26 protein-coding genes are annotated in these 26,485 nt (G+C 71.0%); 6 read left to right on the top strand and 20 right to left on the bottom strand.

Translation table 11 applies throughout. The features are described 5' to 3' along the window. Window positions 1-125: 125 nt before the first annotated feature. Entirely contained in the window at window positions 126-737 is a 612-nt protein-coding gene (locus ACWD4J_RS26015; RefSeq protein WP_003948568.1) for a response regulator transcription factor, read from the bottom strand. 388 nt (window positions 738-1,125) lie between these two features. Between ACWD4J_RS26015 and ACWD4J_RS26010 the strand changes: the two genes are divergently transcribed. After that, a complete protein-coding gene (locus ACWD4J_RS26010; RefSeq protein WP_451397829.1) occupies window positions 1,126-1,452 on the top strand; it encodes a WhiB family transcriptional regulator in 327 nt (108 codons plus the stop codon). Window positions 1,453-1,573: 121 nt separating this feature from the next. Here ACWD4J_RS26010 and ACWD4J_RS26005 read toward each other — a convergent pair whose 3' ends face one another. Continuing rightward, a complete protein-coding gene (locus ACWD4J_RS26005; RefSeq protein WP_451397828.1) occupies window positions 1,574-2,470 on the bottom strand; it encodes a LysR family transcriptional regulator in 897 nt (298 codons plus the stop codon). Between the two features lie 280 nt (window positions 2,471-2,750). On the opposite strand from ACWD4J_RS26005, the gene ACWD4J_RS26000 reads away from it, so the two are divergent. Together ACWD4J_RS26000 and ACWD4J_RS25995 are read left to right on the top strand one after the other, a co-directional pair. Further along, window positions 2,751-3,524 carry an SDR family NAD(P)-dependent oxidoreductase gene (locus tag ACWD4J_RS26000; protein ID WP_451397827.1) on the top strand — a complete coding sequence of 258 codons (774 nt, stop codon included), beginning with the start codon at window positions 2,751-2,753 and terminating at the stop codon, window positions 3,522-3,524. 114 nt (window positions 3,525-3,638) lie between these two features. Next, the gene (locus ACWD4J_RS25995; RefSeq protein WP_451397826.1) at window positions 3,639-4,337 is read left to right on the top strand and encodes an ester cyclase; all 699 of its coding nucleotides are present in this window, start codon (window positions 3,639-3,641) and stop codon (window positions 4,335-4,337) included. Between the two features lie 104 nt (window positions 4,338-4,441). Here the strand turns inward: ACWD4J_RS25995 and groL are convergent, their stop codons facing one another. From groL to ACWD4J_RS25980, 3 genes are all read right to left on the bottom strand, one after another. Then, a complete protein-coding gene (gene groL / locus ACWD4J_RS25990) occupies window positions 4,442-6,070 on the bottom strand; it encodes a chaperonin GroEL (protein ID WP_451397825.1) in 1,629 nt (542 codons plus the stop codon). Window positions 6,071-6,176: 106 nt separating this feature from the next. Further along, window positions 6,177-6,485, bottom strand: coding sequence for a co-chaperone GroES (groES, locus tag ACWD4J_RS25985; RefSeq protein WP_055493212.1), 309 nt, complete (start codon window positions 6,483-6,485; stop codon window positions 6,177-6,179). A gap of 260 nt (window positions 6,486-6,745) precedes the next feature. Further along, complete coding sequence (locus ACWD4J_RS25980) at window positions 6,746-7,708, bottom strand: polysaccharide deacetylase family protein (protein ID WP_451397824.1); 963 nt, start codon at window positions 7,706-7,708, stop codon at window positions 6,746-6,748. 810 nt (window positions 7,709-8,518) lie between these two features. Here ACWD4J_RS25980 and ACWD4J_RS25975 point away from each other — a divergent pair. Then, window positions 8,519-9,724 (top strand): class I SAM-dependent methyltransferase, encoded by a 1,206-nt coding sequence (locus tag ACWD4J_RS25975; RefSeq protein ID WP_451397823.1) that lies wholly within the window; start codon window positions 8,519-8,521, stop codon window positions 9,722-9,724. A 44-nt stretch (window positions 9,725-9,768) separates the two neighbouring features. Here ACWD4J_RS25975 and ACWD4J_RS25970 read toward each other — a convergent pair whose 3' ends face one another. The 6 genes from ACWD4J_RS25970 to tsaB form a co-directional block, all read right to left on the bottom strand. Further along, the gene (locus ACWD4J_RS25970) at window positions 9,769-10,125 is read right to left on the bottom strand and encodes a YciI family protein (protein ID WP_451397822.1); all 357 of its coding nucleotides are present in this window, start codon (window positions 10,123-10,125) and stop codon (window positions 9,769-9,771) included. 179 nt (window positions 10,126-10,304) lie between these two features. Next, complete coding sequence (locus ACWD4J_RS25965) at window positions 10,305-11,450, bottom strand: LCP family protein (protein WP_451397821.1); 1,146 nt, start codon at window positions 11,448-11,450, stop codon at window positions 10,305-10,307. Between the two features lie 84 nt (window positions 11,451-11,534). Next, window positions 11,535-11,804, bottom strand: a complete 270-nt coding sequence (locus tag ACWD4J_RS25960) for a hypothetical protein (RefSeq protein ID WP_451397820.1) — start codon at window positions 11,802-11,804, stop codon at window positions 11,535-11,537. Beyond that, window positions 11,801-12,925, bottom strand: a complete 1,125-nt coding sequence (gene tsaD / locus ACWD4J_RS25955) for a tRNA (adenosine(37)-N6)-threonylcarbamoyltransferase complex transferase subunit TsaD (RefSeq protein WP_451397819.1) — start codon at window positions 12,923-12,925, stop codon at window positions 11,801-11,803. The genes ACWD4J_RS25960 and tsaD overlap by 4 nt, the downstream gene beginning before the upstream one ends. Further along, entirely contained in the window at window positions 12,918-13,472 is a 555-nt protein-coding gene (gene rimI / locus ACWD4J_RS25950) for a ribosomal protein S18-alanine N-acetyltransferase (protein ID WP_451397865.1), read from the bottom strand. Before rimI ends, tsaD begins: the two co-directional genes overlap by 8 nt. Window positions 13,473-13,492: 20 nt before the next feature. Then, the gene (tsaB, locus tag ACWD4J_RS25945; RefSeq protein WP_451397818.1) at window positions 13,493-14,146 is read right to left on the bottom strand and encodes a tRNA (adenosine(37)-N6)-threonylcarbamoyltransferase complex dimerization subunit type 1 TsaB; all 654 of its coding nucleotides are present in this window, start codon (window positions 14,144-14,146) and stop codon (window positions 13,493-13,495) included. A gap of 116 nt (window positions 14,147-14,262) precedes the next feature. Here tsaB and ACWD4J_RS25940 point away from each other — a divergent pair, with 116 nt between their 5' ends. Beyond that, entirely contained in the window at window positions 14,263-14,820 is a 558-nt protein-coding gene (locus ACWD4J_RS25940) for a L,D-transpeptidase (RefSeq protein WP_451397817.1), read from the top strand. Between the two features lie 379 nt (window positions 14,821-15,199). Here ACWD4J_RS25940 and tsaE read toward each other — a convergent pair whose 3' ends face one another. From tsaE to ACWD4J_RS25900, 8 genes are all read right to left on the bottom strand, one after another. Further along, a complete protein-coding gene (gene tsaE, locus ACWD4J_RS25935; RefSeq protein ID WP_451397816.1) occupies window positions 15,200-15,745 on the bottom strand; it encodes a tRNA (adenosine(37)-N6)-threonylcarbamoyltransferase complex ATPase subunit type 1 TsaE in 546 nt (181 codons plus the stop codon). Further along, window positions 15,717-16,958 (bottom strand): alpha/beta fold hydrolase, encoded by a 1,242-nt coding sequence (locus ACWD4J_RS25930; RefSeq protein WP_451397815.1) that lies wholly within the window; start codon window positions 16,956-16,958, stop codon window positions 15,717-15,719. The genes tsaE and ACWD4J_RS25930 overlap by 29 nt, the downstream gene beginning before the upstream one ends. A 184-nt stretch (window positions 16,959-17,142) precedes the next feature. Beyond that, a complete protein-coding gene (gene alr, locus ACWD4J_RS25925) occupies window positions 17,143-18,381 on the bottom strand; it encodes an alanine racemase (RefSeq protein WP_451397814.1) in 1,239 nt (412 codons plus the stop codon). A 216-nt stretch (window positions 18,382-18,597) separates the two neighbouring features. After that, window positions 18,598-20,031: an NAD(P)H-hydrate dehydratase gene (locus tag ACWD4J_RS25920; RefSeq protein ID WP_451397813.1), complete on the bottom strand. Its 1,434-nt coding sequence runs from the start codon at window positions 20,029-20,031 to the stop codon at window positions 18,598-18,600. Between the two features lie 50 nt (window positions 20,032-20,081). Beyond that, complete coding sequence (locus ACWD4J_RS25915) at window positions 20,082-20,453, bottom strand: holo-ACP synthase (protein WP_451397864.1); 372 nt, start codon at window positions 20,451-20,453, stop codon at window positions 20,082-20,084. A 46-nt stretch (window positions 20,454-20,499) separates the two neighbouring features. After that, complete coding sequence (gene glmS, locus ACWD4J_RS25910; RefSeq protein ID WP_451397812.1) at window positions 20,500-22,347, bottom strand: glutamine--fructose-6-phosphate transaminase (isomerizing); 1,848 nt, start codon at window positions 22,345-22,347, stop codon at window positions 20,500-20,502. A gap of 201 nt (window positions 22,348-22,548) precedes the next feature. Continuing rightward, a complete protein-coding gene (locus ACWD4J_RS25905; RefSeq protein ID WP_451397811.1) occupies window positions 22,549-23,355 on the bottom strand; it encodes a hypothetical protein in 807 nt (268 codons plus the stop codon). Between the two features lie 204 nt (window positions 23,356-23,559). Then, window positions 23,560-23,820: a hypothetical protein gene (locus tag ACWD4J_RS25900; protein ID WP_451397810.1), complete on the bottom strand. Its 261-nt coding sequence runs from the start codon at window positions 23,818-23,820 to the stop codon at window positions 23,560-23,562. 164 nt (window positions 23,821-23,984) lie between these two features. On the opposite strand from ACWD4J_RS25900, the gene coaA reads away from it, so the two are divergent. Further along, window positions 23,985-24,974, top strand: coding sequence for a type I pantothenate kinase (coaA, locus tag ACWD4J_RS25895; protein ID WP_451397809.1), 990 nt, complete (start codon window positions 23,985-23,987; stop codon window positions 24,972-24,974). 101 nt (window positions 24,975-25,075) lie between these two features. Here the strand turns inward: coaA and glmM are convergent, their stop codons facing one another. Beyond that, the gene (gene glmM / locus ACWD4J_RS25890; protein ID WP_451397808.1) at window positions 25,076-26,434 is read right to left on the bottom strand and encodes a phosphoglucosamine mutase; all 1,359 of its coding nucleotides are present in this window, start codon (window positions 26,432-26,434) and stop codon (window positions 25,076-25,078) included. Window positions 26,435-26,485 lie beyond the last annotated feature (51 nt).

The following is a 26,485-nucleotide window of genomic DNA, read 5'->3' as shown; positions in this document are numbered from 1 at the left end:
GTACCCCCGCGGCGGCACACCCCAGGGGGTGTCCGGTGGATCATCGCGGCGTCGCGACGCCTGGCACGCACGCTCGCACGCACCAGACGCCGCTCCTTCTCCCGCGCTGATCCACTGGACACCCCCTAGCGGACCAGGCCCCAGCGGAAACCGAGCGCCACCGCGTGCGCCCGGTCCGAGGCGCCGAGCTTCTTGAACAGTCGCCGGGCGTGTGTCTTGACCGTGTCCTCGGACAGGAAGAGCTCCCGGCCGATCTCGGCGTTCGACCGGCCGTGGCTCATGCCCTCGAGCACCTGGATCTCACGTGCCGTGAGCGTCGGGGCCGCCCCCATCTCGGCGGAGCGCAGCCTGCGCGGGGCGAGGCGCCAGGTCGGGTCGGCGAGCGCCTGCGTCACGGTGGCACGCAGTTCGGCCCGCGAGGCGTCCTTGTGCAGATAGCCCCGGGCACCTGCGGCGACGGCGAGCGCGACGCCGTCCAGGTCCTCGGCGACGGTGAGCATGATGATCCGGGCACCCGGATCGGCGGAGAGCAGCCGCCGGACGGTCTCCACGCCCCCCAGACCGGGCATGCGTACGTCCATCAGAATCAGGTCCGAGCGGTCGGCCCCCCAGCGGCGGAGGACTTCCTCACCGTTGGCCGCTGTCGTCACACGCTCGACGCCGGGCACGGTCGCGACCGCGCGGCGGAGCGCCTCTCGGGCAAGCGGGGAGTCGTCGCAGACGAGGACGGATGTCATGGCCGCCCTCCGCAACTGATGCGCGTCACCTTGAACCTCCAGGCTGGTACGGATCGTCACCTGTGCGGTCGACACTCGACAGCCGACATGCCGCCAGCCCGAGCGCTTGTTCCTTCAACCGCTTCCGCAGACTCAACGATGGTCACTCGAAAGAGTTACGGGTCAGTCAGCCACCTTCGGCACTCTACGTGAGGGTACGGACACACCGCAGGTCGCGCGGCTACCGCTCGCAGTTCTGACGCCACGTATGCCCCATTCAGGCGCCTTTTCTTTCCATTTTCTAGTGTCTGCGACTAGATTCGCAAAGAGTCATATTTTCATCTCCTTAGACAGTAGATGTACGGTCGTGGGCACTGTCCGCGCCAGAACGGCTACAAGGGGACAAGCGATGGCAGATTTCTCCCGCCTTCCCGGACCGAACGCAGATCTGTGGGACTGGCAGTTGCTCGCGGCCTGCCGCGGAGTCGACAGTTCGCTCTTCTTCCACCCGGAGGGCGAGCGGGGAGCGGCGCGGAGCGCCCGCGAGAACTCGGCCAAAGAGGTCTGCATGCGATGCCCGGTACGGGCAGAGTGCGCCGCCCACGCCCTGGCGGTGCGCGAGCCGTACGGCGTGTGGGGCGGGCTGACCGAGGACGAGCGCGAGGAGCTCATGGGCCGCGCACGCAACCGGCTGGTGCCGGCTTCCACGACGGGCGGCGGCGCCGGCGAGGGCTGACGCGAGGCGAAGCAGCAGCTGAAGTGAAGGATCGTTTTTGCAGGAGGAGCTCCTGCAAGGGGCACGCGTATGCGTGCCCGTTCTGTTTCCTGTCTCCTGACGCGCCGCGGCTTCCCGTCGTCTAGCGCGCCGCGGCCCGAGCCAGATGATCGAGCGTCGCCGCCACCGCCGGCACCTGGGCCAGATCCGGCAGCGTGAGCGCGACGATCTCCCGCCGCACCGGGGGTTCGACCACCACGGCGCGCACCCCCTTGGGGCGTACGGACTCCAGTGCGAGCTCGGGCAGCACGGCCACCCCGAGACCGGCCCCGACCAGCCCGACCACCGCCGGATAGTCGTCGGTGGCGAAGTCGATGCGGGGCGCGAAGCCCGCGCTCTCGCAGACCTCGACGAGCTGCCGCCGGCAGCGCGGGCAGCCCGCGATCCACGGCTCGTCGGCGAGCTCCCCGATGGCGAGCGCCTCCGCCCCGGCGAGCCGGTGGCCTTGGGGGACGAGACAGACGAGCCGGTCGGCGAGCAGGGGGCGCACCACCAGGTCGTCCCACTCCTCGGCGCCCGCAGCACCCTCGTAGCGGAAGGCCAGCGTCACGTCGCAGTCGCCCTCGCGGAGCATCTCGACCGAGTGCGGCGGCTCGGCCTCCACCAGGGACACGCGGGTGCCGGGGTGCGCGGCACGCAGCGCGGCCAGCGCGGAGGGAACGAGCGTGGAGCTGCCGCTGGGAAAGGAGACGAGCCGGACCCGGCCTGCCCGCAGGCCCGCGATGGCGGCGATCTCCTCCTCGGCCGCGGTGAGGCCGGCCAGGATGGTCGTGGCGTGCCGGACCAGCGCCTCACCCGCCTGTGTGAGGCGCATCTCGCGGCCTGTTCGGATCAGCAGCGGCGTACCGGTGGAGGCTTCGAGCGCCTTCATCTGCTGGCTGACCGCGGGCTGGGTGCAGCCGAGTTCACGGGCCGCCGCCGAGAAGGAACCGGTGGTGGCCACGGCGCGCAGGACACGGAGATGACGGGCCTCGATCACAGTTCGAGCATAAGCGCGTCTTGGGTACAACGGCGAATAGTGAGTGGACGCTTTAGGGACGCTGTTGCCGCGGCTGCTTGCGGCGGCGGAGAGGCCGCACGCCGGGGTGCTCAGGGATGCACGTGACGACGTGGCGAGGAACAGCCTCTGACAGCCTGTCAGTCATGCGGGACCTGGTCACTCGTACGACCCTTGTCACGCGTACGGCGGATCCGCCTGCCATGTGCCGGCGGGCGGACGGGCCAGGGCGCGGAAACGGGCAGTTGATTAGCCTTGATCCATGACAACGGCTCTGATTACGGGATCCACGGCGGGCATCGGTGCCGCCTTCGCGCGGCGGCTCGCCGCAGACGGCCGCGACCTGGTCCTGGTGGCGCGCGACACCAAGCGGCTGCGCGAACAGGCCACCGAGCTGCACGACCGGCACGGCATCGAGGCGGAGGTGCTGACGGCGGACCTCGCGACGGAGGACGGCATCGAGGCGGTCGCCGCACGCCTGAAGGACCGCAGGAACCCGGTCGACCTGCTGGTCAACAACGCGGGCTTCGGCAACAAGGGCCGGTATCTGGAGGTCTCCATGGCCGACGAGCTGACCATGCTCAAGGTGCACTGCGAGGCGGTGCTCCGGCTGACGTCGGCGGCGGCGGAGACGATGCGGGAGCGCGGCCGCGGAGCCGTGATCAATGTCGCCTCGGTGGCGGCCTTCGTGCCGCGCGGGACGTACGGCGCGTCTAAGGCGTGGGTCGTGCAGTTCACGCAGGGTGCGGCGAAGGACCTGGCCGGATCGGGCGTACGGCTGATGGCGCTGTGCCCCGGCTTCGTACGGACCGAGTTCCACCAGCGCGCCGGGATGGCGACGGACAACATTCCCAAGTGGATGTGGCTCGACGCGGACAAGCTGGTCACGGCGGCGCTGGCCGATCTGTCGCGCGGCAGGACGCTGTCGATTCCGGACCCTCGGTACAAGGCGCTGATGGGCCTGGTGAAGGTGACGCCGCGGTCCCTGGTCGGCGGGATCTCGTCGAAGACGGGGCGGAAGTACGGACCCCGGTGACCTCCCGGTGACCTCGGGGAAGCCGGACCTCCTCGGGCTTCATTGAATCGGATGAAACGGATTTTTCACTAAAATGGTGGCATCTCACCAGGTCCGAGCACTTCGGGAGGCGCCATGACGTTCGTCCAGCTCATTGACTGCAAGACGAGCAGATTCGACGAGATGAACCGGCTCATGGACACATGGGTCGAGCAGACCAAGGGCAAGAGGACCGCCTCGCACAGCGTCATCGGCAAGGACCGGTCCGACGACTCCCACTTCATCGAGATAGTCGAGTTCCCCTCGTACGAGGACGCGATGAGGAACTCGAACCTCCCGGAGACCGACCGGATCTTCCGGGAGATGGTGGCCCTCTGCGACGAGATGCCGACGTTCACGGATCTGGACATCGTCCGCGACGAGCAGCTCTACAAGGACACCTGCCGGAGGTTCTTCGAGACGGTCGCCGCCGAGGGCGACCTTCCGCCGCTCGACGGGTTCCTGGCGGAGAACTACCACGACCACGATCCGGCCAACGACCCGGACAACATCGGGATGGACGCGATGCGCCGCGAGATAGAGATGTGGCGCGCCGGTTTCGATTTCGCGTTCACCATCGACGACCAGCTCGCCGAGGGCGACAGGGTCTGCACCCGCTGGACCTGGAACGCCACCCACAGCGGTGAGTTCATGGGGATTCCGGCCAGCAACAAGCAGGTCACCATGGCCGGGACCACCGTCCACCGGTGCCGCGAGGACGGCAAGATCGTCGAGGGCTGGTGGCAGTACGACAGGCTGGGCCTGATGGGGCAGCTGGAGGCACTGGAGATGTAGCGCACCAGAAAAGAGGGAAGGTCCCCGCTCCCTGAGGGAACGGGGACCTTCCTCCGTCGTTCAGCCGACGTGCGCCGACAGGACGTCAGCGCGGCCGCAGGACGTCAGTGCGCGTGCCCGTGGCCGTGACCGTGACCGGCCTCGGCCTCCTCCTCGGCCGGCTTCTCGACGACCAGGGTCTCGGTCGTGAGCAGCAGCGACGCGATGGACGCGGCGTTCTCCAGGGCGGAGCGGGTGACCTTGACCGGGTCGATGACGCCGGACTTCACCAGGTCGCCGTACTCGCCGGTGGCGGCGTTGTAGCCCTGGCCCTTCTCGAGCTCGGCCACCTTGGAGACGATGACGTAGCCCTCGAGGCCGGCGTTCTCGGCGATCCAGCGCAGCGGCTCGACGGCGGCGCGGCGGACGACGGAGACACCGGTGGCCTCGTCGCCGGTCTTGCCGAGGTTGCCCTCGAGCACCTTCACGGCGTGGACGAGCGCGGAGCCACCACCGGAGACGATGCCCTCCTCGACCGCGGCGCGGGTCGCGGAGATGGCGTCCTCCAGACGGTGCTTCTTCTCCTTCAGCTCCACCTCGGTGGCGGCGCCGACCTTGATCACGCACACGCCGCCGGCCAGCTTCGCGAGGCGCTCCTGGAGCTTCTCGCGGTCCCAGTCGGAGTCGGTGTTCTCGATCTCGGCCTTGATCTGGGCGACGCGGCCCGCGACGTCCTCGGACTTGCCGCCACCGTCGACGATGGTGGTGTCGTCCTTGGTGACGGTCACGCGGCGGGCGCTGCCGAGCACCTCGAGGCCGACCTGGTCGAGCTTGAGGCCGACCTCCTCGGCGATGACCTGGCCGCCGGTGAGGATCGCGATGTCCTGCAGCATCGCCTTGCGGCGGTCGCCGAAGCCGGGGGCCTTCACCGCGACGGCGTTGAACGTGCCGCGGATCTTGTTCACGACGAGGGTGGACAGGGCCTCGCCCTCGACGTCCTCGGCGATGATCAGCAGCGGCTTGGAGGCACCCGCCTGGATGACCTTCTCGAGCAGCGGCAGCAGGTCCTGGATGGAGGAGATCTTGCCCTGGTTGATGAGGATGTACGGGTCCTCCAGGACGGCCTCCATGCGCTCCTGGTCCGTCACGAAGTACGGCGACAGGTAGCCCTTGTCGAAGGCCATGCCCTCGGTGAAGTCCAGCTCCAGGCCGAAGGTGTTGGACTCCTCGACGGTGATGACACCGTCCTTGCCCACCTTGTCCATCGCCTCGGCGATGAGCTCGCCGACCTGCTGGTCCTGGGCGGACAGCGCGGCGACGGCGGCGATGTCGGACTTCTCGTCGATCGGGCGCGCGGTCGCGAGCAGCTCGTCGGAGACGGCGGCGACGGCGGCGTCGATGCCCTTCTTCAGGGCGGCCGGGGAGGCGCCGGCGGCGACGTTGCGCAGGCCCTCCTTGACCAGGGCCTGGGCCAGCACGGTGGCGGTGGTGGTGCCGTCACCCGCGATGTCGTTGGTCTTGGTCGCCACCTCCTTCACCAGCTGCGCGCCGAGGTTCTCGTACGGGTCGTCGATCTCGACCTCACGGGCGATCGTGACACCGTCGTTGGTGATGGTGGGCGCACCGAACTTCTTGTCGATGACGACGTTGCGGCCCTTGGGGCCGATCGTCACCTTGACCGTGTCGGCAAGCTTGTTGACGCCGCGCTCGAGGGCGCGACGGGCGTCCTCGTCGAACTTCAGGATCTTCGCCATGGGAGCGTTTCAGCCCTCTCGGAACTCGTATGAAAGAACTGCGCCCCTCGCCGCCCGGCTTCAGCGGGGTGGCCAGGGGCGCAGCTCAAAAAGCAAAGCGGGTGAACTACTTCTCGATGATCGCGAGCACGTCGCGCGCCGAGAGGACGAGGTACTCCTCGCCGTTGTACTTCACCTCGGTGCCGCCGTACTTGCTGTACAGCACGATGTCGCCGGTCTTCACGTCGAGCGGCAGGCGCTCGCCGTTCTCGAAGCGGCCCGGGCCCACGGCAAGGACGACGCCCTCCTGGGGCTTCTCCTTCGCGGTGTCCGGGATGACCAGGCCAGAGGCCGTGGTCTGCTCGGCGTCCAGCGGCTGGACCACGATGCGGTCCTCGAGCGGCTTGATGGCAACCTTGGAGCTGGCGGTCGTCACGATCCGACCTCCCCCTTCGGAGATCTCACGGGGTTAACTGTCTGAGGTGGCGACCAGGTCGATCCGTCGTCGCGGGTGCCGGACCTGCCCGTCGCGTCTGGCACTCTCCAGGGGGGAGTGCCAGAGCCGAGACTATGACCGCGATTAGCACTCGGTCAAGCGGAGTGCCAACGCGGCGCAGACAACACCGCGAATCGCCCTCACGAAGTGGTGACGGGACAGCCGTACGAATCCGGTGCCCGAGGCCGGCGCAGCTCCCGTCAGAGGTAGTCCTCCAGCCTCGCCACGGCATATCCCTTGGCGGTGATCACCTTCATGACGTACCGGATCAGGTCGGGCATCGTGCCGTTCCAGTCCTCACGGCCCCGGAAGTGGGTGAGGATGATGTCGCCGGGGTGGAGGTCCTGGTCCCCCTCCCGCCACTCCATGTGGTCCGGGAAGGCCTCGGCGTTCCACAGCGGAACGGCCTTGATGCCGCAGGACTTGGCGGCGCGCAGCGTGTCCCGGTTGTAGTTGCCGTAGGGCGGGCGGAAGACGGTGGGGCGCCTGCCGAACTCCTTCCCCATGATGTCCTGCATGCCGCAGATCTCGCGCCGCTGCTCGTCGTACGAAAGGCCGGGCAGGTAGGGGTGGTCGAGGGTGTGGTTGTTCAGCGTGACGCCGAGCTTCTGCATCTTCTTGAAGTAGCCGTAGTCCTCGTTCACCAGGTAGTCGCTGAGGAAGGCGCTGTACGGGATCTTCAGGTCGTTCATCATCCTCAGCAGCGACGGGTCCTTCTCGGCGCCGTCGTCGATGGTGAGGAAGACGACCTTGTCCGTCGTGGGGACGGTCGTGAAGACGGGCGGCAGGCCGAGGCCCTCGCCGTCCGTGACCTCGAAGCCCTCACGGGTCTCGATCTCCGGCTTGACCTCGGGCGGGGCGGGGGCCTGCAGCGGAGATCTGGCCAGGCCCCAGCGCTTCGCGGCGGCGACCCGGGCGGCCTGCGAGTCGATCAGCCGCTGCGCGTAGTCGTCGAGGGCGCGGGCGGGTGGGGCCTGGAGGCGCCCGGGCGGGCCGGGAAAGGGACCGGGGCCGGGGCCCGGGCGGGAGACGGCCCCCGAGTCGGTACGGGAGACCGAGCCGGAGTCGCCGCAGCCCGAGGCGACGGCGGCGACGGCGATGACGGCGAGGCAGACCCGAAGCGGGGCTCGCCGAAGTCGCGTACGCCGCGAGGGCCGTGGCAACGACCCTTGCCCGACCCGGCCGCTCGTGCTCCGCGGCAGCCACTCCAGGACCTGCGCGCCCCGACCCTTCCCGGGCCGCGCCGCGCCTTTCCCCGGCCGCGCCGCCTGCCGCGCCCCAGCGACACTCTCCCGCTGCCCGCTGGGCGTCTGACGCCCAGCGGCCCTCGCACATGGAGCGACGCCCACACAGAGAGCGGCGCTCCCAGGCTCGGCGGCCTCTTCCAGCCCGGCGGCCCTCGCGCACTCGGCGGCGTACTGCCGCCCGGCGGGCTGCTCCGGCCCAGTGGGCTGGAGCAGCCCGGGTGTCTTCGCCCGCCCGACAGGCTGTCCCTGCCCAGAGTTCTGCATGCGCCCTGCGGCCTGCCTCCGCCCAGTGGCCTGCACGTGACCAGCGGCGTGCCTCGCACCAGCGGCCTGCATCCGATCAGCAGGGCGCCCCGGTCGAGCGGCCGGCCCCGAACCAGCGGCCGTCTCCCGCCCGGCGGGATTCTGCCCTCCGGCGGGGTTCTCCGGCCCAACGGGCTCCACTCGCCCAGCGCCCTTCACCGGGCCGACAGGCCGCTCCGGCCCAACCGCCGGCGCCCGATCAGCGTCCTCCGCCTGCCGCTTGGCGTCTCCTCGCTCAGCAGCCTCCGCTCGCCCGGACCTCGGGCGTCCGGGGTATGTCCTCCGACATCGGGCGCATCGAGGAATCTTGTCCGTTTGTCGCATTTGACGCATGGCGTCGCATCTTGTCAGCGCCGTCCCCCCGGAACGGGACGACACCGCCGCCGGGCGCGCGCCGTCCACCGGCTGGCCGACAATGGGCCGGTGAACGACCGTGCTCCCGCCGCCTCCGCAGATTCCGTGTCCGCCTTCTTCGCGCTGCTCTCCGACGAGGGCCGCGCCCTCCTCGACGAGGTGCGCGGCATCGACCCGGCGCAGGAGCTGGCCGTGGCCACGCGGCTGCGCCGTGAGCACACCGCCGCGCTGGTCTCGGCGGCCATCGGGCAGGCGCGGCTGCGGCAGCGGGCCGCGGCGAAATTCGGCGCGGCGGACGCCGGACGGATGTTCTTCACGCCGAACGGCGTGGAGCAGTCGACCCGCGCATCGGTCGCTGCGTACCGCGCCGGCCGGTTCGCCGCGCTCGGCGTCCGCAGCGTCGCCGACCTGTGCTGCGGGATCGGAGGCGACGCGATCGCGCTGGCCCGCGCGGGCATCTCGGTACTGGCCGTCGACCGGGACCCGCTGACGTGCGCGGTCGCCCGGGCGAATGCCGAGGCGCTCGGCCTCGACGAGTTGATCGAGGTGCGGGAGGCCGATGTCACGGAGGTGGAGACCGGGTCGTACGACGCGGTGTTCGTCGATCCTGCGCGACGCGGCGGACGCGGCCGGGTGTTCGACCCCGAGGCGTACTCGCCGCCGCTCTCCTGGGCCATCGGTGCGGCCCGCACAGCGCCCCGCGCCGCACTGAAGATCGCGCCGGGCATCCCCCACGAGACGATCCCCGAAGACGCCGAGGCGGAGTGGATCTCGGACGGCGGGGACGTGAAGGAGGCGGTGCTGTGGTTCGGCACGGAGCCCGGCACGGTCCGGGCGACCCTGCTGCCCGGCCCGCGCGGGCTGGCGGGCCGCGGGCTGCCCGATCCGGAGGTGCGGCCCGTCGGCCGTTATCTCTACGAGCCGGACGGCGCCGTCATCCGCGCGCATCTGGTCGCCGAGGTCGCCGAGGACGTCGGCGGTGGGCTCATCGACGAGACCATCGCGTACGTCACCGCGGACGAACTGCTCCCCACCCCGTACGCCACCGCCTACGAGATCACCGACCAGCTGCCCTTCAACGTGAAGCGGCTGAAGGCGCTGTTGCGGGAACGCGGGGTCGGGATCCTGACCGTCAAGAAGCGGGGGTCCGCCGTCGAACCGGAGGAGTTGCGGCGGAAGGTGAGGCCGCAGGGGCCGAACTCGGCGACGGTCTTCCTCACACGGGTGGCCGGGGCCCCGACCATGCTGGTCGGGCGCCCGGCGGCAGCCGCGTAGCGCCTGGCACGCGGCTGCCGGCGTTCCCGGCCCGCCACCGTTCGTCAGCCCTCCACGACCTCCCGGACCTCGCAGGTCACCGTCCAGTGCTCCTCGTGGATCTGCAGGAAGCGCCTGGTCCACTCGACGGCCTCCGCCATGTCCTTGGCCTGGAGCATCGCGTAGCCCCCGATGACCTCCTTGGACTCGGTGAACGGCCCGTCGGTGACGGACAGCTGCCCGCCCTCCCAGTGCACCCGGGTGCCCTCCGCGGTCGGCCTGAGGCCCGCGGTGTCGAGGAGCACCCCGGCCTTCGTCATCTCCTCGATCAGCTCGCCCATGCGCTGCATGAGCGCTTTGCTCGGGCCCTCGGCGGGCGCGCTGCTCTCGTCGACACGGATCATCGACAGATAACGCGGCATGATCGTCTCCCATCGGATCGGACGGCGGCCCCGGGCTCCTGCCCGGTCGGCCTACCGTCGTACGGCGGGTCTCTTCCCGCCTCTCACCCGTATGTCGATCGGGAGACACGCGAATCGACACGGTCCGGGAAATTCTTCCGAGGAATTCCGCGGACGGGCCGACAGCGGCCCCTACGGCCTCAGCGCAGCGACGCCCACAGCTCGCTCGCCTCCGGCTCGTCCGCCACCACCCGGTTGGGATCGGAGGGAGCCGTCACGACCGGCATCATGACCGTCTTCAGATCGTCCGCCGAGATGCCGCTGAGCGCGTCCGCCAGGCCCATCAGCTCGCCGAGCGAGTCGAGGCCCGTGTCCGTCGTCAGACTTCCCGTGACGGCGTCGGCCACGTCGTACAGACGGGTCGGACTGGTGAGCAGGTCGGTCGATGTCGCCTCCTCGAGCATCGCCTTGATCAGCTTCTGCTGGAGGCCGATGCGCCCGAGGTCGCTGCCGTCCCCTATGCCGTGCCGGGTCCGGGCCAGTGCAAGGGCCTTGGTGCCGTCGAGGTGGTGCGTGCCGGCGTCGAGGTGGAGGTGGCTCTTGTCGTCGTTGATGTCCTCGTCCGTGGTGACCGTCACCCCGCCGAGTGCGTCCACCAGGTCCGCGAAGCCCCCGAAGTCGATCTCGATGTAGTGGTCCATGCGCACGTCGGTGAGCTGCTCCACCGTCTTGACAGCGCACACCGCACCGCCCACGGAGTACGCGCTGTTGAACATCGCGTTGTACGCGACCGCCGTGCTGCCTCCCGACGACGTGGGGCACGACGGGCGCGTGACGAGCGTGTCGCGCGGGATGCTGACGACCGTCGCCTCGGTGCGGTCCGCGTCGATGTGGACGATCATCGCCGTGTCGGAGCGGGCGCCGGAGCTGTTGCCGCCGCCGAGTTCGGAGTTCCGCTTCCCGCTGCGCGAATCCGAGCCCAGCACAAGGATGTTCAGCGCTCCGGCGGGGACGGCCGACACGGACGGATACGGGGAAGGCGACGCGGAGTCGGAGGCCGACGCGGTCGGGGACGGGGTCGACACCGCCGCCGCCTTCTGCGGCCGGTCGTCGCCGAGAGCGCCGTCTATGTCCACACTCTGGATGTTGTTGTCCAGTTTCCAGTAGACCCAGCCCGCCCCGGCGCCGCTGAGCAGGAGGAGGCAGCCGAGCGTGACTCCGGCGGTCCTGAGCGCACGGGACCGCCGGCTGCGTCTCTTGCCGTCCGCGTCGCGGTTCTCGCCGTCGCCGTTCGCACCGTCACGGTCTGCGCCGTCGCGGCTTCCGGGGCCTCTTTCTTCGGTCACGCGCAAGAACGTAAGTCCGAATTATTTCAGCGGATACCGCTTCCCCGGTTTCCTTCGGAAACTCTCAGACTTCATTGAGAATTCTCAGGCGGACCGCGCCTCTTCACACACCGACTCGAACCGCCACCGGTGCACCGCCCGCGTCACCAACGCCCCCTCCGGCTCGGGCAGTTCAGGCAGCTCGGCGTCGTACTCAGCGTCCCACCAGGTGATGACCAGGACCCGGTCCGAGGGCGCGCGGAAGGTCTCCCGGCGCAGGGGCCGTTCCGACAGCTCCTGTGCCCGCGCCCAGGCGAGAAGTTCCTCGCCCCGGCCCTCGACCGCCCGCGCCTCCCACATTAACGCGACCGTCATGAGTACAGGTTGTCCTTCGCGACCTCGTGCACATGGTCGTGGTCATGGCGGTGCCCGTGGCCCTGGGACGTGCCGGGCACATGAGGGTCCGTCACCGGCAGCGACGAGTCGGCGGACAGGTCCCAGTCCGACGCCGCGCGCCCGCGCGCCACCATCTCCGCGCCGAGCGCCGCGACCATCGCGCCGTTGTCGGTGCACAGCTTGGGCCGCGGCACCCGCAGCCGGATACCGGCGGCCTCGCAGCGCTCCTGAGCGAGCACCCGCAGCCGGGAGTTGGCCGCCACACCGCCACCGATCATGAGGTGGTCGACGCCCTCGTCCTTGCAGGCCCGTACGGCCTTCCGGGTCAGCACGTCCACGACGGCCTCCTGGAAGGACGCCGCGACATCACGCACCGGCACCTCCTCGCCCAGAGCCCGCTTCGCCTCGATCCAGCGGGCGACGGCCGTCTTCAGCCCGGAGAAGGAGAAGTCGTACGCGGGGTCGCGCGGACCGGTGAGGCCGCGCGGGAACGCGATCGCCTCCGGGTCGCCCTCCTTCGCGTAACGGTCGATGACCGGACCGCCCGGGAAGCCCAGGTTCAGTACGCGCGCGATCTTGTCGAAGGCCTCGCCCGCCGCGTCGTCGATGGTCGCGCCCATCGGCCGTACGTCCGAGGTGATGTCCGTGGACAGCAGCAGCGACGAGTGCCCGCCGGAGACGAGCAGCGCCATCGTGGGCTCGGGCAGCGCGCCGTGCTCCAGCTGGTCCACGCAGATGTGCGACGCCAGATGGTTCACGCCGTAGAGCGGCTTGCCCAGCGCGTACGCGTACGCCTTCGCGGCCGAGACGCCGACCAGCAGCGCGCCCGCGAGCCCGGGCCCGGCGGTCACCGCGATGCCGTCCAGGTCGGTGGCCGCGACCCCGGCCTCCTTCAGCGCGCGCTCGATGGTCGGCACCATCGCCTCCAGGTGCGCGCGGCTCGCGACCTCCGGCACGACGCCGCCGAAGCGGGCGTGCTCGTCGACGCTCGACGCGACGGCGTCCGCGAGCAGCGTGGTGCCGTGGACGATGCCGACGCCGGTCTCGTCACAGGAGGTCTCGATGCCGAGTACGAGAGGGGCATCGCCTGAGTCAGCCATGGATCCGGTTTCCTTGTACGCCGTTCACGGAGGTGGAGGGATGGTCTGTGCCGGAAGCGGAGGGGCCGGCCGGGGACGGTCCGGAGGGGCCCGTCAGCCGCATGACCACGGCATCGACGTTCCCCGGCTGGTAGTAGCCGCGCCGGAAGCCGATGGGTTCGAAGCCGAACCGCTCGTAGAGCTTCTGGGCGCGGAGGTTGTCGACGCGGCATTCGAGCAGCACCTCGACGCACTCGAAGGCGGTCGCGGCCCGCAGCAGCTCGGTGAGCAGCCGTCCGCCGAGCCCGGTGCCCCACTGGTCGCGGGCCACGGCGATGGTCTGTACGTCACCCACCACCGCGGAACTCTCCTCGTCACCCGATCCGGTGACCGATAGTCCCGCGTAACCGACGAGCCGTTCGCCGTCCTCGGCCACGACATAGCAGCGGGTCGCGCCCTGGCCGCGCGCATGGGCGAGCTCCGACCAGAACATGCCTCGCGACCAGGCGTCGTCGGGAAACAGTTCGCGCTCGAGCTCCAGCACGGGATCGATGTCCCACCAGCGCATCTCGCGCAGTTCCACAGCTGTCACTTCGGGGTGACCACCTTGTAGTTCTTGGGCACCTGAGCATCCGGGCGGCGCAGGTACAGCGGCCGGGGCGCGGCCAGTTCCTCGCCCGCCTGCAGTTTCTCCACCGCCAGCGAGGCGAGTGCGGCCGCGGACACGTTCTCCGGCTCGTGCGCGTTCGGGAACATGTCCGGGTAGAGCCGCGCGCCCGCGCCGACCGCCGGCAGCCCGGCGACCTGCTCGGCGATGTCGGCGGGCCGGTCCACGGCGGGCTCCGTGACGCGGGTGCGCCGGTCCGCGTACCGGGCCCAGTAGACCTCCTTGCGCCGGGCGTCCGTCGCCGCGACGAAGGGGCCCTCGATGCACGAGGCGTACGCAAGGGCGTCGAGCGTGCACAGGCCGTGCACGGGCACGCCGAGCACCAGGCCGAACGTGTCGGCGGTCATCAGGCCGACGCGCAGCCCGGTGTACGGTCCCGGCCCGACGCCGACGACGATGCCGGTGACCGCGTCGAGCTTGCACCCGGCCTCGGCCAGCACACGGTCGACGGCCGGCAGGAGCAGCTCGCCGTGGCGGCGGGCGTCCACCTGACTCGACGATGCGACGACTGACTCTCCGTCGTGCAGCGCGACGGTGACGGCGGGGGTGGCGGTATCCAGAGCGAGCAAGAGCACGCAAACAGCCTACGGCTTGGCCGCCCGGGGCACGGCCGCCCAGGTGTGCCGCACACCTGCTGCTACCGTCACCGTCAGGGGTTCCAGGACGCGCGTACGTACGAGAGGTGGCACTGGTGGCAAGGAGCAGCTCGGGATTCGTGGCCGGGCTCACCGCTGCGGCCATCGCCGTGGTCGGCTTCCTCGCCGTCCAGGCCGCCGCCAACGTGCCGGACACCCTCGGCAAGGCCGAACCATCCGCGTCCCCCACCGTGTCGCAGTCCCCCACGCAGAGCGCCGAGAAGAAGGAGCCGACGACCCCTCCGGACGAGTCCGGTACCGGTGAGCGGGTCGTCTACTCGCTGGAGGACCACCGCGTCTGGCTGGTCGAAGCGGACGGCGAGACGAAGCGGACGTTCGAGGTCACGCCGAGCACGGTCGACCCGGACGTGGGCACCTACACCGTCACATCGCGCTCCAGCACGGTGATGGGCTCGGACGGCGTGCCGATCGAGCACGTGGTGCGGTTCGCCGACGTCGACGGCGTGGTGATCGGCTTCAGCGCGGCCGTCAACGGCTCGACCGCGAAGCCCGACCAGACGAAGCAGACGGGCGGCATCCGCGAGACCCGCGAGGACGGCAACGCGATGTGGACGTTCGCGACGGTGGGCACGAAGGTCGTAGTGGTGCCGTAACCGGGGTGGGCACAGCCCACGTCGCACGGCGGCCTTCACATCAGGTGCGCCGCCCCACCGGATGGGGCGCCCAAGGCGGCGTGGAAACCGCGGCGGCCGCCGCACAGGCCGCAAGCAGCTCCCCCATCGACGGCGGAGCCGGAGACGCAGTGGGCCCTCCGGCCGCCGGAGGAGCGGCGACCGGCCGATCCGCCGACCGCCCGGCAGCCGGCACGTCACGTTCAGAAGCCGACATGGACGCCTCCTGGGACTCCGGGAGCAGCCGTGGTTAGGCAGGCCTAACCAGTACGGGTCCATGTGAACACGCACACCCCGCACCGCGCAATATCTTCCCGACGGCCTGTCGGTACCTTCGGGTGAATCTTCGGGAATCCCCCGGTCAGGCGGCCAGCACCGCCAGGTCCGTCGCCGCCCACCGCTCGCCGTACCCGGTGAGCGTGACCTCGCGCACCTCGTCCGTGGTGTCCCCGGTGGCCCGGTGGATGAGGACCTGCAGCCGGTCGTCCGAGAGGCCCTCGACCTTGCCCTCGCCCCACTCCACGACCATCACGGAGTCGGGCAGCGACACGTCGAGGTCGAGGTCCTCCATCTCGTCGAGCCCTCCGCCCAGCCGGTACGCGTCCACGTGCACCAGCGGCGGACCGTCGCCGAGCGACGGGTGGACACGGGCGATGACGAAGGTCGGGGAGGTGACCGCGCCGCGCACGTCCAGGCCCTCGCCGAGCCCGCGGGTCAGCGTCGTCTTGCCCGCCCCCAGCTCGCCGGTGAGCATCACGAGATCGCCGGCGCGCAGCAGCTTGGCCAGGCGGCGGCCCAGCTCCTTCATCTGCTCGGGCGAGGTGACGGTGATACCCACGGTGGTGGGGGTGCTGGTGCGGTCGACCGGCTCGGCCGGTTCAGTCGCCGGATTGTGCGGTGCTTCCATAGGCCCCCACGTTAGCCCCTGCGGGGACGGCCCCGGCCCTGGCGAGCAGGTCCGCGAGGCGGTCCGTGACCACCTCGGGGTGCTCCAGCATCACCAGGTGCCCCGCGTCCGGTACGAGGACCAGCTCGGCGTCGGGCAGCAGGTCCGCGATGGCCTCGCTGTGCTCGCTGGGCGTGACCAGGTCCTGGTCTCCGGCCAGAACCAGGACGGGTATGTCGGCGAACCGCCTGAGCGCCTCGGTCTTGTCGTGCTCGTTGAACGCCGGGTAGAACTCGGCGACCACGTCGATCGGCGTCCCTTCGATCATCCGCTCGGCGAACCGCGCGACCGCCGGGTCGACATCCTTGGAGGCGAACGAGTAGCGCTTGATGATCCCCGCGAACAGGTCGGCCGTCGCGCGCCGCCCCCGCTCCACCAGTTCGGCCTGCTGGCCCAGTGCCTTCAGTACGCCGGGCAGGAAGCGCCGGATCGCGTTGACACCCGCGACCGGCAGACCGTAGTTGACCTCGCCGAGCCGCCCGGACGACGTACCGACGAGGGCCGCGCCGACGACACGGTCGCGTATCAGCTCGGGGTAGTGGCCGGCCAGCGCCATGATCGTCATGCCGCCCATCGAGTGCCCGACGAGCACCAGCCGGCCCTCGGGAGCGGCCGCGTCTATGACGGCCTTCAGGTCACGGCCCAGCTGGTCGATGGAGACCGGCACGCCGTCCCCTTCGGCCGTCGCCGCCTGCGCGACGCCGCGCCCGGAGCGGCCGTGGCTGCGCTGGTCCCAGTGCACCGTCCGCACGACCCCGCGGAGCGCGGCCCGTTGGAAGTGCCAGGAGTCCTGGTTGAGGCAGTAGCCGTGGCAGAAGACGACGGTGACGGGCGCGGGGGCCTTGCGGCCGAACAGCCTCAGGCGGCGCGGCGCCGTCCCGCCGTCCGGCTCGATCTCGTCGATCTCGTAGTACAGCTCGGTGCCGTCGTCCGCGTACGCCTTGCCCGGCTTGCCGCGCAGCGTGCCGTAGGGTCCGGTGGAATCCAGGGCGAGCCGGGCCTTCTGCCGCATCCCGCGGCCGACGGTCATCCGCTCGACGGCGACGCCGGCTGCGGCACCCGCGGCGATCACGCCTATCGCGGTCCCCAACAGCCCGGCGCGGCGCCAGCTGCCGGCGGCCGAGGCGGCCGCCGTGGCCGCTTCCGCGACAGCCTCCGCGCTGCTCTCGCTCACGTGCCGCTCCTCAATCGGTACTCGGTCGTCGGGGTCGTGCTCGGTCATCGGCTGTGCGTTCGGTGCTGGGCGCCCGGTCGTGGGGCATGCTGCTCGGTGCTCGGTCGTCGGGCGTGGTGCTGGGTCGTACTGGCTCGGTGCGCGGTCGTCGGGCCAGGTGTGCGGTTCGCCGGCTCAGGCCGGGTCAGTCCGTGCCTGCGCGCCGTCCGCCGCCGGGGCCCGCCTCACGGCCGGACCGCTCGCCGTCGCACCCTTCCTCGCCGTCGCCCTCGGGCCGCTCGTCCACATAGACGCGTGGAACGCGCGTTCCGATGCGGGTGACGATCTCGTACGCGATGGTCCCCGCCGCCTGTGCCCAGTCCTCGGCGGTCGGTTCGCCCCGGTCGCCCGGTCCGAACAGCACCGCTTCCGCGCCCGCCGACGGCTCGTCCCCTCCGAGATCCACCACGAACTGGTCCATCGCGATACGTCCCGCGACCGTGCGCAGCTTGCCGCCGACCAGAACGGGGCCGGTGCCGGATGCGTGCCGCGGGATCCCGTCACCGTAACCGACGGGGATGAGGCCGAGTGTCGTGGCCCCCGGTGTGACGTAGTGATGTCCGTAACTCACACCGTGGCCGCCCGGAACGTGCTTCACGAGCGCGAGCGACGCGGAGAGCGTCATGACAGGACGCAGCCCGAGGTCCGCGGAGGTGCCGACCTCCGGGCTGGGCGAGATGCCGTACATCGCGATTCCCGGACGTACGAGATCGAAGTGCGTCTCCGGAAGGGTCAGCGTGCCGGGCGAGTTGGCGATGTGCCGCACCTCCGGGCGCACGCCCCGCTCCTCCGCGTACGTCACCATCTCGCGGAACAGGGCGAGCTGGGCCTCGATGGACGGGTGCCCCGGCTCGTCGGCGCAGGCGAAATGCGACCAGAGCCCGGTGACCCGGACGAGCCCCTCGGCCTCCGCGGCGAGGGACTCGCCGATGAGCTCGGGCCAGTCTGCGGGTTGGCAGCCGTTGCGCCCGAGGCCGGTGTCGGCCTTCAGCTGGATACGGGCGAGCCGGCCCGCCTGCCGCGCGGCGGCCGTGACCTCCCGCAGGGCCCACATGTCGCTGACCGCGATGTCCAGATCCGCCTCGATGGCTTCGCGCCACGGGCCGCCCGGCGTCCACAGCCAGCACATGACGCGGGCCCGGTCGGGCCCGAACCCGGCGGCGCGCAGCGCGAGCGCCTCCTCGGGCGTCGCGGTGCCGAGCCAAGTGGCGCCCGCCTCCAGGGCGGCACGCGCGCAGGGGATCATCCCGTGCCCGTACGCGTCCGCCTTCACGACGGCCATGAAGGCGGCCCCCGGCGCCAGGGCACGCAGCCTCCGCACGTTGGCCCGCAGGGCGGACAGGTCGATCTCGGCGCGTGCGCGCAGTGGGGCAGTCTCATTCATAGCGGACCCAGTGTCTCAGAGCCCCACGACACAGCCTGTGGGCAGCCGTCCCGCGCCGCCCGCCTGTGGGCAGTCGTTCCGCTGGGGCGATGGGGGCACCTCCCATGCCCTTAAGGCAATGGGGGAGGGTGGGCACAGGCGGAACCCCCGCGGCGCCGGGCTGCGCCTCGAACCTCCGCCCCCGACCAGGCGGCGCGTCCACCCCCTGGCGGAACGTCACCCCGTGACGTCCCGCCAGGCCCGAGGCAGAGCCTCGGCCACCTCCAGCGCCCCAGCGGGAGCCCCCTCCGCCGCGAACCGCCCCGCCAGCCCATGCAGATACGCCGCGACGGACCCGGCATCCCGCGCCTCCAGCCCCGCCGCGAGCAACGACCCGGCAAGCCCCGACAGCACATCCCCGCTCCCCGCCGTGGCGAGCCACGGCGTCCCCGTCGGGTTCACCCGCACGGCACCCCCGCCGGGCCCGGCCACCAGCGTGGTCGCGCCCTTGAGCAGCACCGTCGCCCCGTACCGCGCGGCGAGTTCCCGTACGGACGCCAGCCGTGCGGCCTCGACCTCCGCACGGTCGACGCCGAGCAGTGCCGCCGCCTCGCCCGCGTGCGGCGTGAGCAGGGTCGGTGCGGTACGGCGCCGCACGGCGTCCCGGTCGGCGAGGCGCAGCCCGTCCGCGTCCACCAGCACCGGCACGTCGGCGTCGAGCACCTCCGCCACCTCCTGCGCGTTCTCGCCGACGCCCGGTCCGACGACCCAGGCCTGCACGCGGCCCGCCTTCGCGGGCGGCCCGGCGGACACCAGGGTCTCGGGGAAGCGCGCGATCACCGCGTCGCCCGCGGGACCGACGTAGCGCACGGCCCCGGCCCCGCCCCGCAGCGCTCCCGCCACCGCCAGCACCGCCGCGCCGGGATAACGGGCGGACCCGGCGACGATGCCCACGACCCCCCGCCGGTACTTGTCGCTCTCGGCGACCGGCACCGGCAACAGCCGCTCCACATCGGCGTACTGCAGCGCCTCCAGATCCGCCTCGGCAGGCAGGTCGAGCCCGATGCCGACGAGGCGGACGGCGCCGGCGTGCTCGCGTGCGGGGTCGATGAGCAGGCCCGGCTTGTATGTGCCGAACGTCACGGTCACATCGGCCCGTACCGCCTCGCCGCGGACCTCGCCGGTGTCGGGTTCGATGCCGCTGGGCAGGTCGACGGCGACGACGGGCACGCGCGCGTCCCGGACCAGCGCCGCCAGTCGCGCGGCGTCCGGGCGCAGACCGCCCTTGCCGCCGATGCCCACGATGCCGTCGACGACCAGGTCGGCACGGTGGATCAGCGCCTCGGCGGCGGGCGGCCGGACGGTGCTTCCGCCTGCCGCCCGCAGGGCCGCGAGGCCGCCCGGGTGGGTACGGTCGTCGGCCGCCAGCAGTACCGCCGTCACCCCTGCGCCGCGACGGGCCAGTCGGGCGCCCGCGTACAGGGCGTCGCCGCCGTTGTCGCCGCTGCCGACGAGGACGGCGATGCGGGTGCCGTAGACGCGGCCGAGCAGTTCGGCGCAGGCGGTGGCGAGGCCTGCGGCCGCGCGCTGCATGAGGGTCCCCTCCGGGAGCCTCGCCATGAGCTCGCGCTCGGCCGCCCTTACCGTTTCCACGCTGTACGCAGTACGCATGCCGTTCAGTCTCCCCCAGTCGGGGGTGCCGTACAGCGAACGCGGACCCGTCACCCCTCCGCGATCACCACCGCCGAAGCCACCCCCGCGTCATGGCTCAGCGAGACATGCCAGGAGCGGACGCCGAGTTCGGCCGCGCGGGCGGCGACCGTGCCGCGTACGCGTACGCGCGGCTGGCCGCTGTCCTCGACGTAGACCTCCGCGTCCGTCCAGTGCAGGCCGGCCGGGGCGCCGAGGGCCTTGGCGATGGCTTCCTTGGCCGCGAAACGGACGGCCAGTGAGGCTATGCCGCGCCGCTCCCCGCTGGGCAGCACCAACTCCCGCTCCACGAACAGCCGTCGGGCCATCCCGGGCGTGCGCTCCATGGACCTGCGGAACCGGTCGATCTCGGCCACGTCGATACCCACCCCGATGATCACGATCCCGCTCCCGTGGCAGCTCCCCCGGTGCCGGCAACGCGCGCCCGCATCACTCCACCGTCACAGACTTCGCGAGGTTGCGCGGCTGGTCCACCTCATTGCCGCGGGCCGTGGCCAGCTCGCAGGCGAAGACCTGCAGCGGCACGGTGGCGACGAGCGGTTGCAGCAGCGTCGGGGTGGCCGGGATGCGGATCAGGTGGTCGGCGTACGGCACGACCGTCTCGTCCCCCTCCTCCGCGATCACGATCGTCCGGGCACCCCGCGCCCGGATCTCCTGCATGTTCGAAACGATCTTGTCGTGGAGTACCGAGCGCCCGCGCGGCGACGGCACCACGACGACCACCGGCAGGTCTTCCTCGATGAGGGCGATCGGCCCGTGCTTCAGCTCGCCGGCGGCGAAGCCCTCGGCGTGCATGTACGCGAGCTCCTTGAGCTTCAACGCGCCTTCCAGGGCTACGGGATAGCCCACATGGCGGCCCAGGAACAGCACCGTGTCCTTGTCGGCGAGCGACCGCGCCAGCTCCCGCACCGGTTCCATGGTCTGAAGGACCCGCTCGACCTGGTCGGAGATCTGCGCCAGGTCCCGGACGACGGCGTGGATCTCGTCGCCCCACTTCGTGCCGCGCACCTGGCCCAGATAGAGCGCCACCAGGTAGCAGGCGACGAGCTGTGTCAGGAACGCCTTCGTGGACGCGACGGCGACCTCGGGGCCCGCGTGCGTGTACAGCACGGCGTCGGACTCGCGCGGGATCGTCGACCCGTTGGTGTTGCAGATCGCCAGCACCCGGGAGCCCTGCTCGCGGGCGTGCCGCAGCGCCATGAGAGTGTCCATGGTCTCGCCGGACTGCGAGATGGCGATGACGAGCGTCTGCGGATCGAGGATGGGGTCCCGGTAGCGGAACTCGCTGGCGAGCTCCACCTCGCAGGGGATCCGGGTCCAGTGCTCGATGGCGTACTTCGCGATGAGCCCGGCGTGGAAGGCCGTGCCGCACGCGACGATGACGACCTTGTCGACCTCCCGCAGCGCCTTGCCCGGGATGCGGACCTCGTCCAGCGTCAGCGAACCCGAGGCGTCGATGCGCCCCAGCAACGTATCGGCGACCGCCTTGGGCTGCTCGGCGATCTCCTTGAGCATGAAGTAGTCATACCCCCCCTTTTCAGCCGCCTCGGCGTCCCAGTCCACGTGGTACGAACGCACGTCGGCGGGCCTGCCGTCGAAGTCGGTGACCGTCACCCCGTCCCGCCGCAGCTCGACCACCTGGTCCTGTCCCAGCTCGATCGCCGAGCGCGTGTGGGCGATGAACGCGGCGACGTCGGACGCGAGGAAGGACTCGCCCTCCCCGACGCCCACCACCAGCGGCGAGTTCCGCCGCGCCCCGACCACCAGGTCGGGGTCGTCCGCATGCACCGCGACCAGCGTGAACGCGCCCTCCAGACGCCGGCACACCAGCCGCATCGCCTCGGCGAGGTCCGTGCAGCCGGAGAACTCCTCGGCGAGCAGGTGCGCGACGACCTCGGTGTCCGTCTCGGACGCCAGGTCGTGCCCCCGCTCCGCCAGCTCGCTGCGCAGCTCCGCGAAGTTCTCGATGATGCCGTTGTGCACGACGGCGACGCGGCCCGCGTTGTCGAGGTGCGGATGCGCGTTGGCGTCCGTGGGTCCTCCGTGGGTGGCCCAGCGGGTGTGCCCGATGCCGGTGGTCCCGGCCGGCATCGGCCGCTCGGCCAGCTCCTTCTCCAGGTTGCCGAGCTTCCCGGCCTTCTTGGCGGCGGCCAGCCCGCCGTCGGCGAGCACGGCGACGCCGGCCGAGTCGTAACCCCGGTATTCCAGCCGCTTCAGCCCGGCCAGTACGACGTCAAGCGCCGACTGCGAGCCGACGTAACCCACGATTCCGCACATGGCCGCAGCCTACGGCGAGCCCTCACCACCCACGACTCGAAGGTCGTTTCACTCTCTTCACCGGCCGCGCGTTTTCGGCAGGTCCGGCTGTTTTGTGCTATGCGCTCATCCGCAGGACAGCAACTCCCGTACCTCGTGGTGCCGCTCGGGGATCCGTGTGCGCGGCACGCCGCGTGCCGCGCACACCAGGGCCCGGCGGGCTCAGCCGAGCTTGGCCAGCTGCGCCTCGACGACGGCGGTCGGCAGCTCGAAGTCCGCACCCGTGCTCAACGCAGCCATGTTGACCGAGGCGAAGGAGGCGAGTGTGGTGCCCTGACGGACGACCACGAGCTTCGTCTCGACCGGCTCCCCGTCCTGAAGAGCCGACACCGTCCAGGCCAGGGCCTCGTCACCGCCGCTGACGCTCTCCTCGGTGAGCTTGGTGACCTTCTGCTTCTCACCGTCGACGGTCAGGGTGAAGCCGCCCGCACAGTTGGTGGCGGCGGTGCGCAGGTCCCTGACGGTCTCCCCGGCGCCCCCACCCTCGTACGAGGAGAGGGAGGTGAACGTCGTCGTCACGTCGAAGGCCGAGGTCAGCGCCTCCTCGATCTCCTCCTCGGTCATGTCGGCCAGCTCCTCCGTCGAGGGCTCGTCCGTTTTCTCGGCCTCGCTGCTGACCACGCGCTGCACGGTCGCCCCGGGCTCACCGACCGGCACGCCGCTCATGGCGTACGCGAACGGCCGGCACCCGGCCTGGTCGGCCTTGACGGCCTCGGGCGCGAGGACGTCCTTGGCGCCGGCCTTCTCGACCTTGTGGCCCTTGACGTCGCCGGTCACCAGCGCGGCCTTCTCCAGCTCGGCGGCCGTCAGCGCCTTGGCTGCGGGCGCGGCCGAGGCGGCCGAGGTGGCCTTGCCACCCTTGGCCTTGTCATCCTCGTCCGCGTCCGAACCCCCGCAGGCGGTGGACAGCAGTGCGAGACAGGCCACGGACGCGGCGGCAGCGGTACGACGGGCAAGGGTGGACCTCATGGCAGGAACGCCTCTCTGTGGACGACCGACAGCCCACCCCCCGGGGTGAACGCCCGTCCACCACCGCTGCGGACCATCGCTGAGTGCGCTCACTCTACGAGCGGACCCGGGCGTGATGATCATGGAGTTACCAGCCGGTACGTGATCGTGATCATGACACCGGTGATCACTCGGCCGACGGGTCCTCATCGGCCCGCCCGTTCCTCACTCCCCCCGCTCGATCCGCTCCATCGCCTTCCGTACGAGCTCCAGGTACTCGACCTCCTCGCACCGGGGCTTGCTGCCCATCTCGTACAGGTCGAGGGCGTCGCCGAGGTCCTCGCCCAGATCCTCGTCCGGCAGATCCGCCGACAGTTCGCTGCAGACCCGCCCCTCGAAATCAGCCCGCGCACCCGCCCGTAAACGCGCCCGCGCACGTCCCGCGGCAGCTCCGCGCCGGGCGAAAACGCGAAGATGTACGGACATGGTGACCCCCAAACCCCCTGCGGCCCCGGTGCGCGGCTCGGCACCGGGTGGCGGGACCGTATCCCCGCCCGGCACCCAGGTCCAGACCTAGGGCCTGACGCCCGGGGGTGCCCGCGTGACCGACCCCACGCCCCGTCCCGTTCAAACTCCCGTAACAATGAACTGTGATCTCTACGGTCTTCACGCAACCGCGGAGCGCCCACCGGTCCAGGCCGGAGGCGACTCCCTACGTCGACCTCACCCGTGCCGAATGGAGCGCCCTGCGCGACAAGACGCCACTGCCGCTGACCGCGGAGGAGCTCGAGAGACTGCGCGGCCTCGGCGACGTCATCGATCTCGACGAGGTGCGGGACATCTATCTGCCTCTGTCGCGCCTGCTCAATCTGTACGTCGGCGCGACCAGCGGACTCCGTGGCGCCCTCAACACCTTTCTCGGCGAGAACGGCTCCCAGTCGGGCACGCCGTTCGTCATAGGGATCGCCGGATCGGTGGCGGTCGGCAAGTCCACCGTCGCGCGTCTGCTGCAGGCGCTGCTCTCCCGCTGGCCCGAGCACCCGCGCGTGGAGTTGGTGACCACGGACGGTTTCCTGCTGCCCACCAAGGAGCTCGAGACGCGCGGCATGATGTCGCGCAAGGGCTTCCCCGAGTCGTACGACCGCCGTGCGCTCACCCGTTTCGTCGCGGACATCAAGGCCGGCAAGGACGAGGTGACGGCCCCCGTCTACTCGCACCTGATCTACGACATCGTGCCCGGCCAGAAGCTCACCGTCCGCCGCCCCGACATCCTCATCGTCGAGGGCCTCAACGTCCTGCAGCCCGCGCTGCCCGGCCAGGACGGCCGCACCCGGGTCGGCCTCGCCGACTACTTCGACTTCAGCGTGTACGTGGACGCGCGCACCGAGGACATCGAGCGCTGGTACCTGAACCGCTTCCGCAAGCTGCGCGAGACCGCCTTCCAGAACCCGTCCTCGTACTTCCGCAAGTACACGCAGGTGTCCGAGGAGGAGGCCCTCGACTACGCACGCATGACCTGGCGGACCATCAACAAGCCCAATCTGCTGCAGAACGTGGCGCCCACGCGCGGCCGCGCCACGCTCGTCCTGCGCAAGGGCCCGGACCACAAGGTGCAGCGGCTGAGCCTGCGGAAGCTGTGACCGGACACAGGGGGTGCCCAAGCCCCAGGTGACGCCCCGACAAAACACCAGCCGCAACAGCAGAGCGGCCACCCCCGCGGGTGGCCGCTCCGTCAACAGATCTAACCGAGCACCGACTTCACCACGTCGGCCAGCCGCCCGGCGACCGACCGTGCCTGGTCGATGTCGGCGGCCTCCACCATGACGCGTACCAGCGGCTCGGTGCCCGACGGGCGCAGCAGCACGCGCCCCGTGGAGCCCAGTTCACGCTCCGCGTCGGCGATCGCGGCGGTCAGCTCGGTGGAGGTGTGCACCTGGGACTTGTCGACGTCCGGAACGTTGACGAGCACCTGCGGCAGCCGCTCCATGACGGCGGCCAGGTCCGCGAGCGTACGTCCCGTCTCGGCGACCCGCGCCGCAAGCAACAGGCCGGTCAGCGTGCCGTCGCCGGTCGTGGCGTGGTCGAGGACGATCACGTGCCCGGACTGCTCGCCGCCGAGCGCGTAGCCGTTCTCCTTCATCTCCTCGAGCACATAGCGGTCGCCGACGGCGGTCTGCACGAGGAACAGGCCCTCGCGCTCCATGGCGAGCTTGAAGCCCAGGTTGGACATGACGGTCGCGACGACGGTGTCCTCGCGCAGCACGCCGCGCTCGCGCATCGCCAGGGCCAGCACGGCGAGGATCTGGTCGCCGTCGACCTCGGCACCCGTGTGGTCCACGGCGAGGCAGCGGTCGGCGTCGCCGTCGTGCGCGATACCGAGGTCGGCGCCGTGCTCGACGACGGCGGCCTTCAGCAGATCGAGGTGCGTGGAGCCGCAGCCGTCGTTGATGTTCAGCCCGTCTGGGTCGGCGCCGATCGTGACGACCTCGGCACCGGCCCGCCGGAACGCCTCGGGCGAGGCGGCGGCGGCCGCGCCGTGCGCCTCGTCGAGGACGATCTTCAGCCCGTCGAGCCGGTTCGGCAGGACGCCGAGGAGGTGCGCGACGTAACTCTCGAAGCCCTCGTCGTACGACTTCACGCGGCCGACGCCCGCACCCGTGGGGCGGTCCCAGGGGGCGCCGGTGCGGTGCTCCTCGTACACGGCCTCGATCTTGTCCTCGAGCTCGTCGTCGAGCTTGTGCCCGCCGCGCGCGAGGAACTTGATGCCGTTGTCGGGCATCGCGTTGTGGCTGGCGGAGAGCATCACGCCGAGGTCGGCACCCAGCTCGCCGGTGAGATACGCCACGGCGGGGGTGGGCAGCACGCCGACACGCAGGACGTCGACACCGGCGCTGGCCAGGCCCGCGACCACCGCGGCCTCCAGGAACTCCCCGGACGCGCGCGGATCCCGACCGACCACCGCCACCGGCCGGTGGCCCTCGAAGGTACCCGCCTCGGCGAGCACGTGTGCCGCCGCGACCGACAGACCGAGCGCGAGCTCAGCCGTCAGATCCGCGTTTGCGACACCGCGCACGCCGTCCGTGCCGAAGAGTCGTCCCACTGGTGTCCTCCGAACTTATGCAAATCCTTGGGGGCCGTCCCACGCATTCAG

The organism is Streptomyces sp. NPDC002577 (assembly GCF_053594815.1).
Note: the sequence above shows the minus strand (reverse complement) of the source record. Positions and strands in the feature narration are given on the sequence as shown.

What these genes read in the sequence shown, in the direction of transcription:
- ACWD4J_RS26015 (WP_003948568.1), bottom strand. Translation starts at nt 737, where the DNA reads ATGACATCCGTCCTCGTCTGCGACGACTCCCCGCTTGCCCGAGAGGCG.
- ACWD4J_RS26010 (WP_451397829.1), top strand. Translation starts at nt 1,126, where the DNA reads ATGGCAGATTTCTCCCGCCTTCCCGGACCGAACGCAGATCTGTGGGAC.
- ACWD4J_RS26000 (WP_451397827.1), top strand. Translation starts at nt 2,751, where the DNA reads ATGACAACGGCTCTGATTACGGGATCCACGGCGGGCATCGGTGCCGCC.
- ACWD4J_RS25995 (WP_451397826.1), top strand. Translation starts at nt 3,639, where the DNA reads ATGACGTTCGTCCAGCTCATTGACTGCAAGACGAGCAGATTCGACGAG.
- groL (WP_451397825.1), bottom strand. Translation starts at nt 6,070, where the DNA reads ATGGCGAAGATCCTGAAGTTCGACGAGGACGCCCGTCGCGCCCTCGAG.
- ACWD4J_RS25970 (WP_451397822.1), bottom strand. Translation starts at nt 10,125, where the DNA reads ATGCCGCGTTATCTGTCGATGATCCGTGTCGACGAGAGCAGCGCGCCC.
- ACWD4J_RS25960 (WP_451397820.1), bottom strand. Translation starts at nt 11,804, where the DNA reads ATGACGGTCGCGTTAATGTGGGAGGCGCGGGCGGTCGAGGGCCGGGGC.
- tsaD (WP_451397819.1), bottom strand. Translation starts at nt 12,925, where the DNA reads ATGGCTGACTCAGGCGATGCCCCTCTCGTACTCGGCATCGAGACCTCC.
- rimI (WP_451397865.1), bottom strand. Translation starts at nt 13,472, where the DNA reads ATGCGCTGGTGGGACATCGATCCCGTGCTGGAGCTCGAGCGCGAACTG.
- tsaE (WP_451397816.1), bottom strand. Translation starts at nt 15,745, where the DNA reads ATGGAAGCACCGCACAATCCGGCGACTGAACCGGCCGAGCCGGTCGAC.
- alr (WP_451397814.1), bottom strand. Translation starts at nt 18,381, where the DNA reads ATGAATGAGACTGCCCCACTGCGCGCACGCGCCGAGATCGACCTGTCC.
- ACWD4J_RS25920 (WP_451397813.1), bottom strand. Translation starts at nt 20,031, where the DNA reads ATGCGTACTGCGTACAGCGTGGAAACGGTAAGGGCGGCCGAGCGCGAG.
- glmS (WP_451397812.1), bottom strand. Translation starts at nt 22,347, where the DNA reads ATGTGCGGAATCGTGGGTTACGTCGGCTCGCAGTCGGCGCTTGACGTC.
- ACWD4J_RS25905 (WP_451397811.1), bottom strand. Translation starts at nt 23,355, where the DNA reads ATGAGGTCCACCCTTGCCCGTCGTACCGCTGCCGCCGCGTCCGTGGCC.
- ACWD4J_RS25900 (WP_451397810.1), bottom strand. Translation starts at nt 23,820, where the DNA reads ATGTCCGTACATCTTCGCGTTTTCGCCCGGCGCGGAGCTGCCGCGGGA.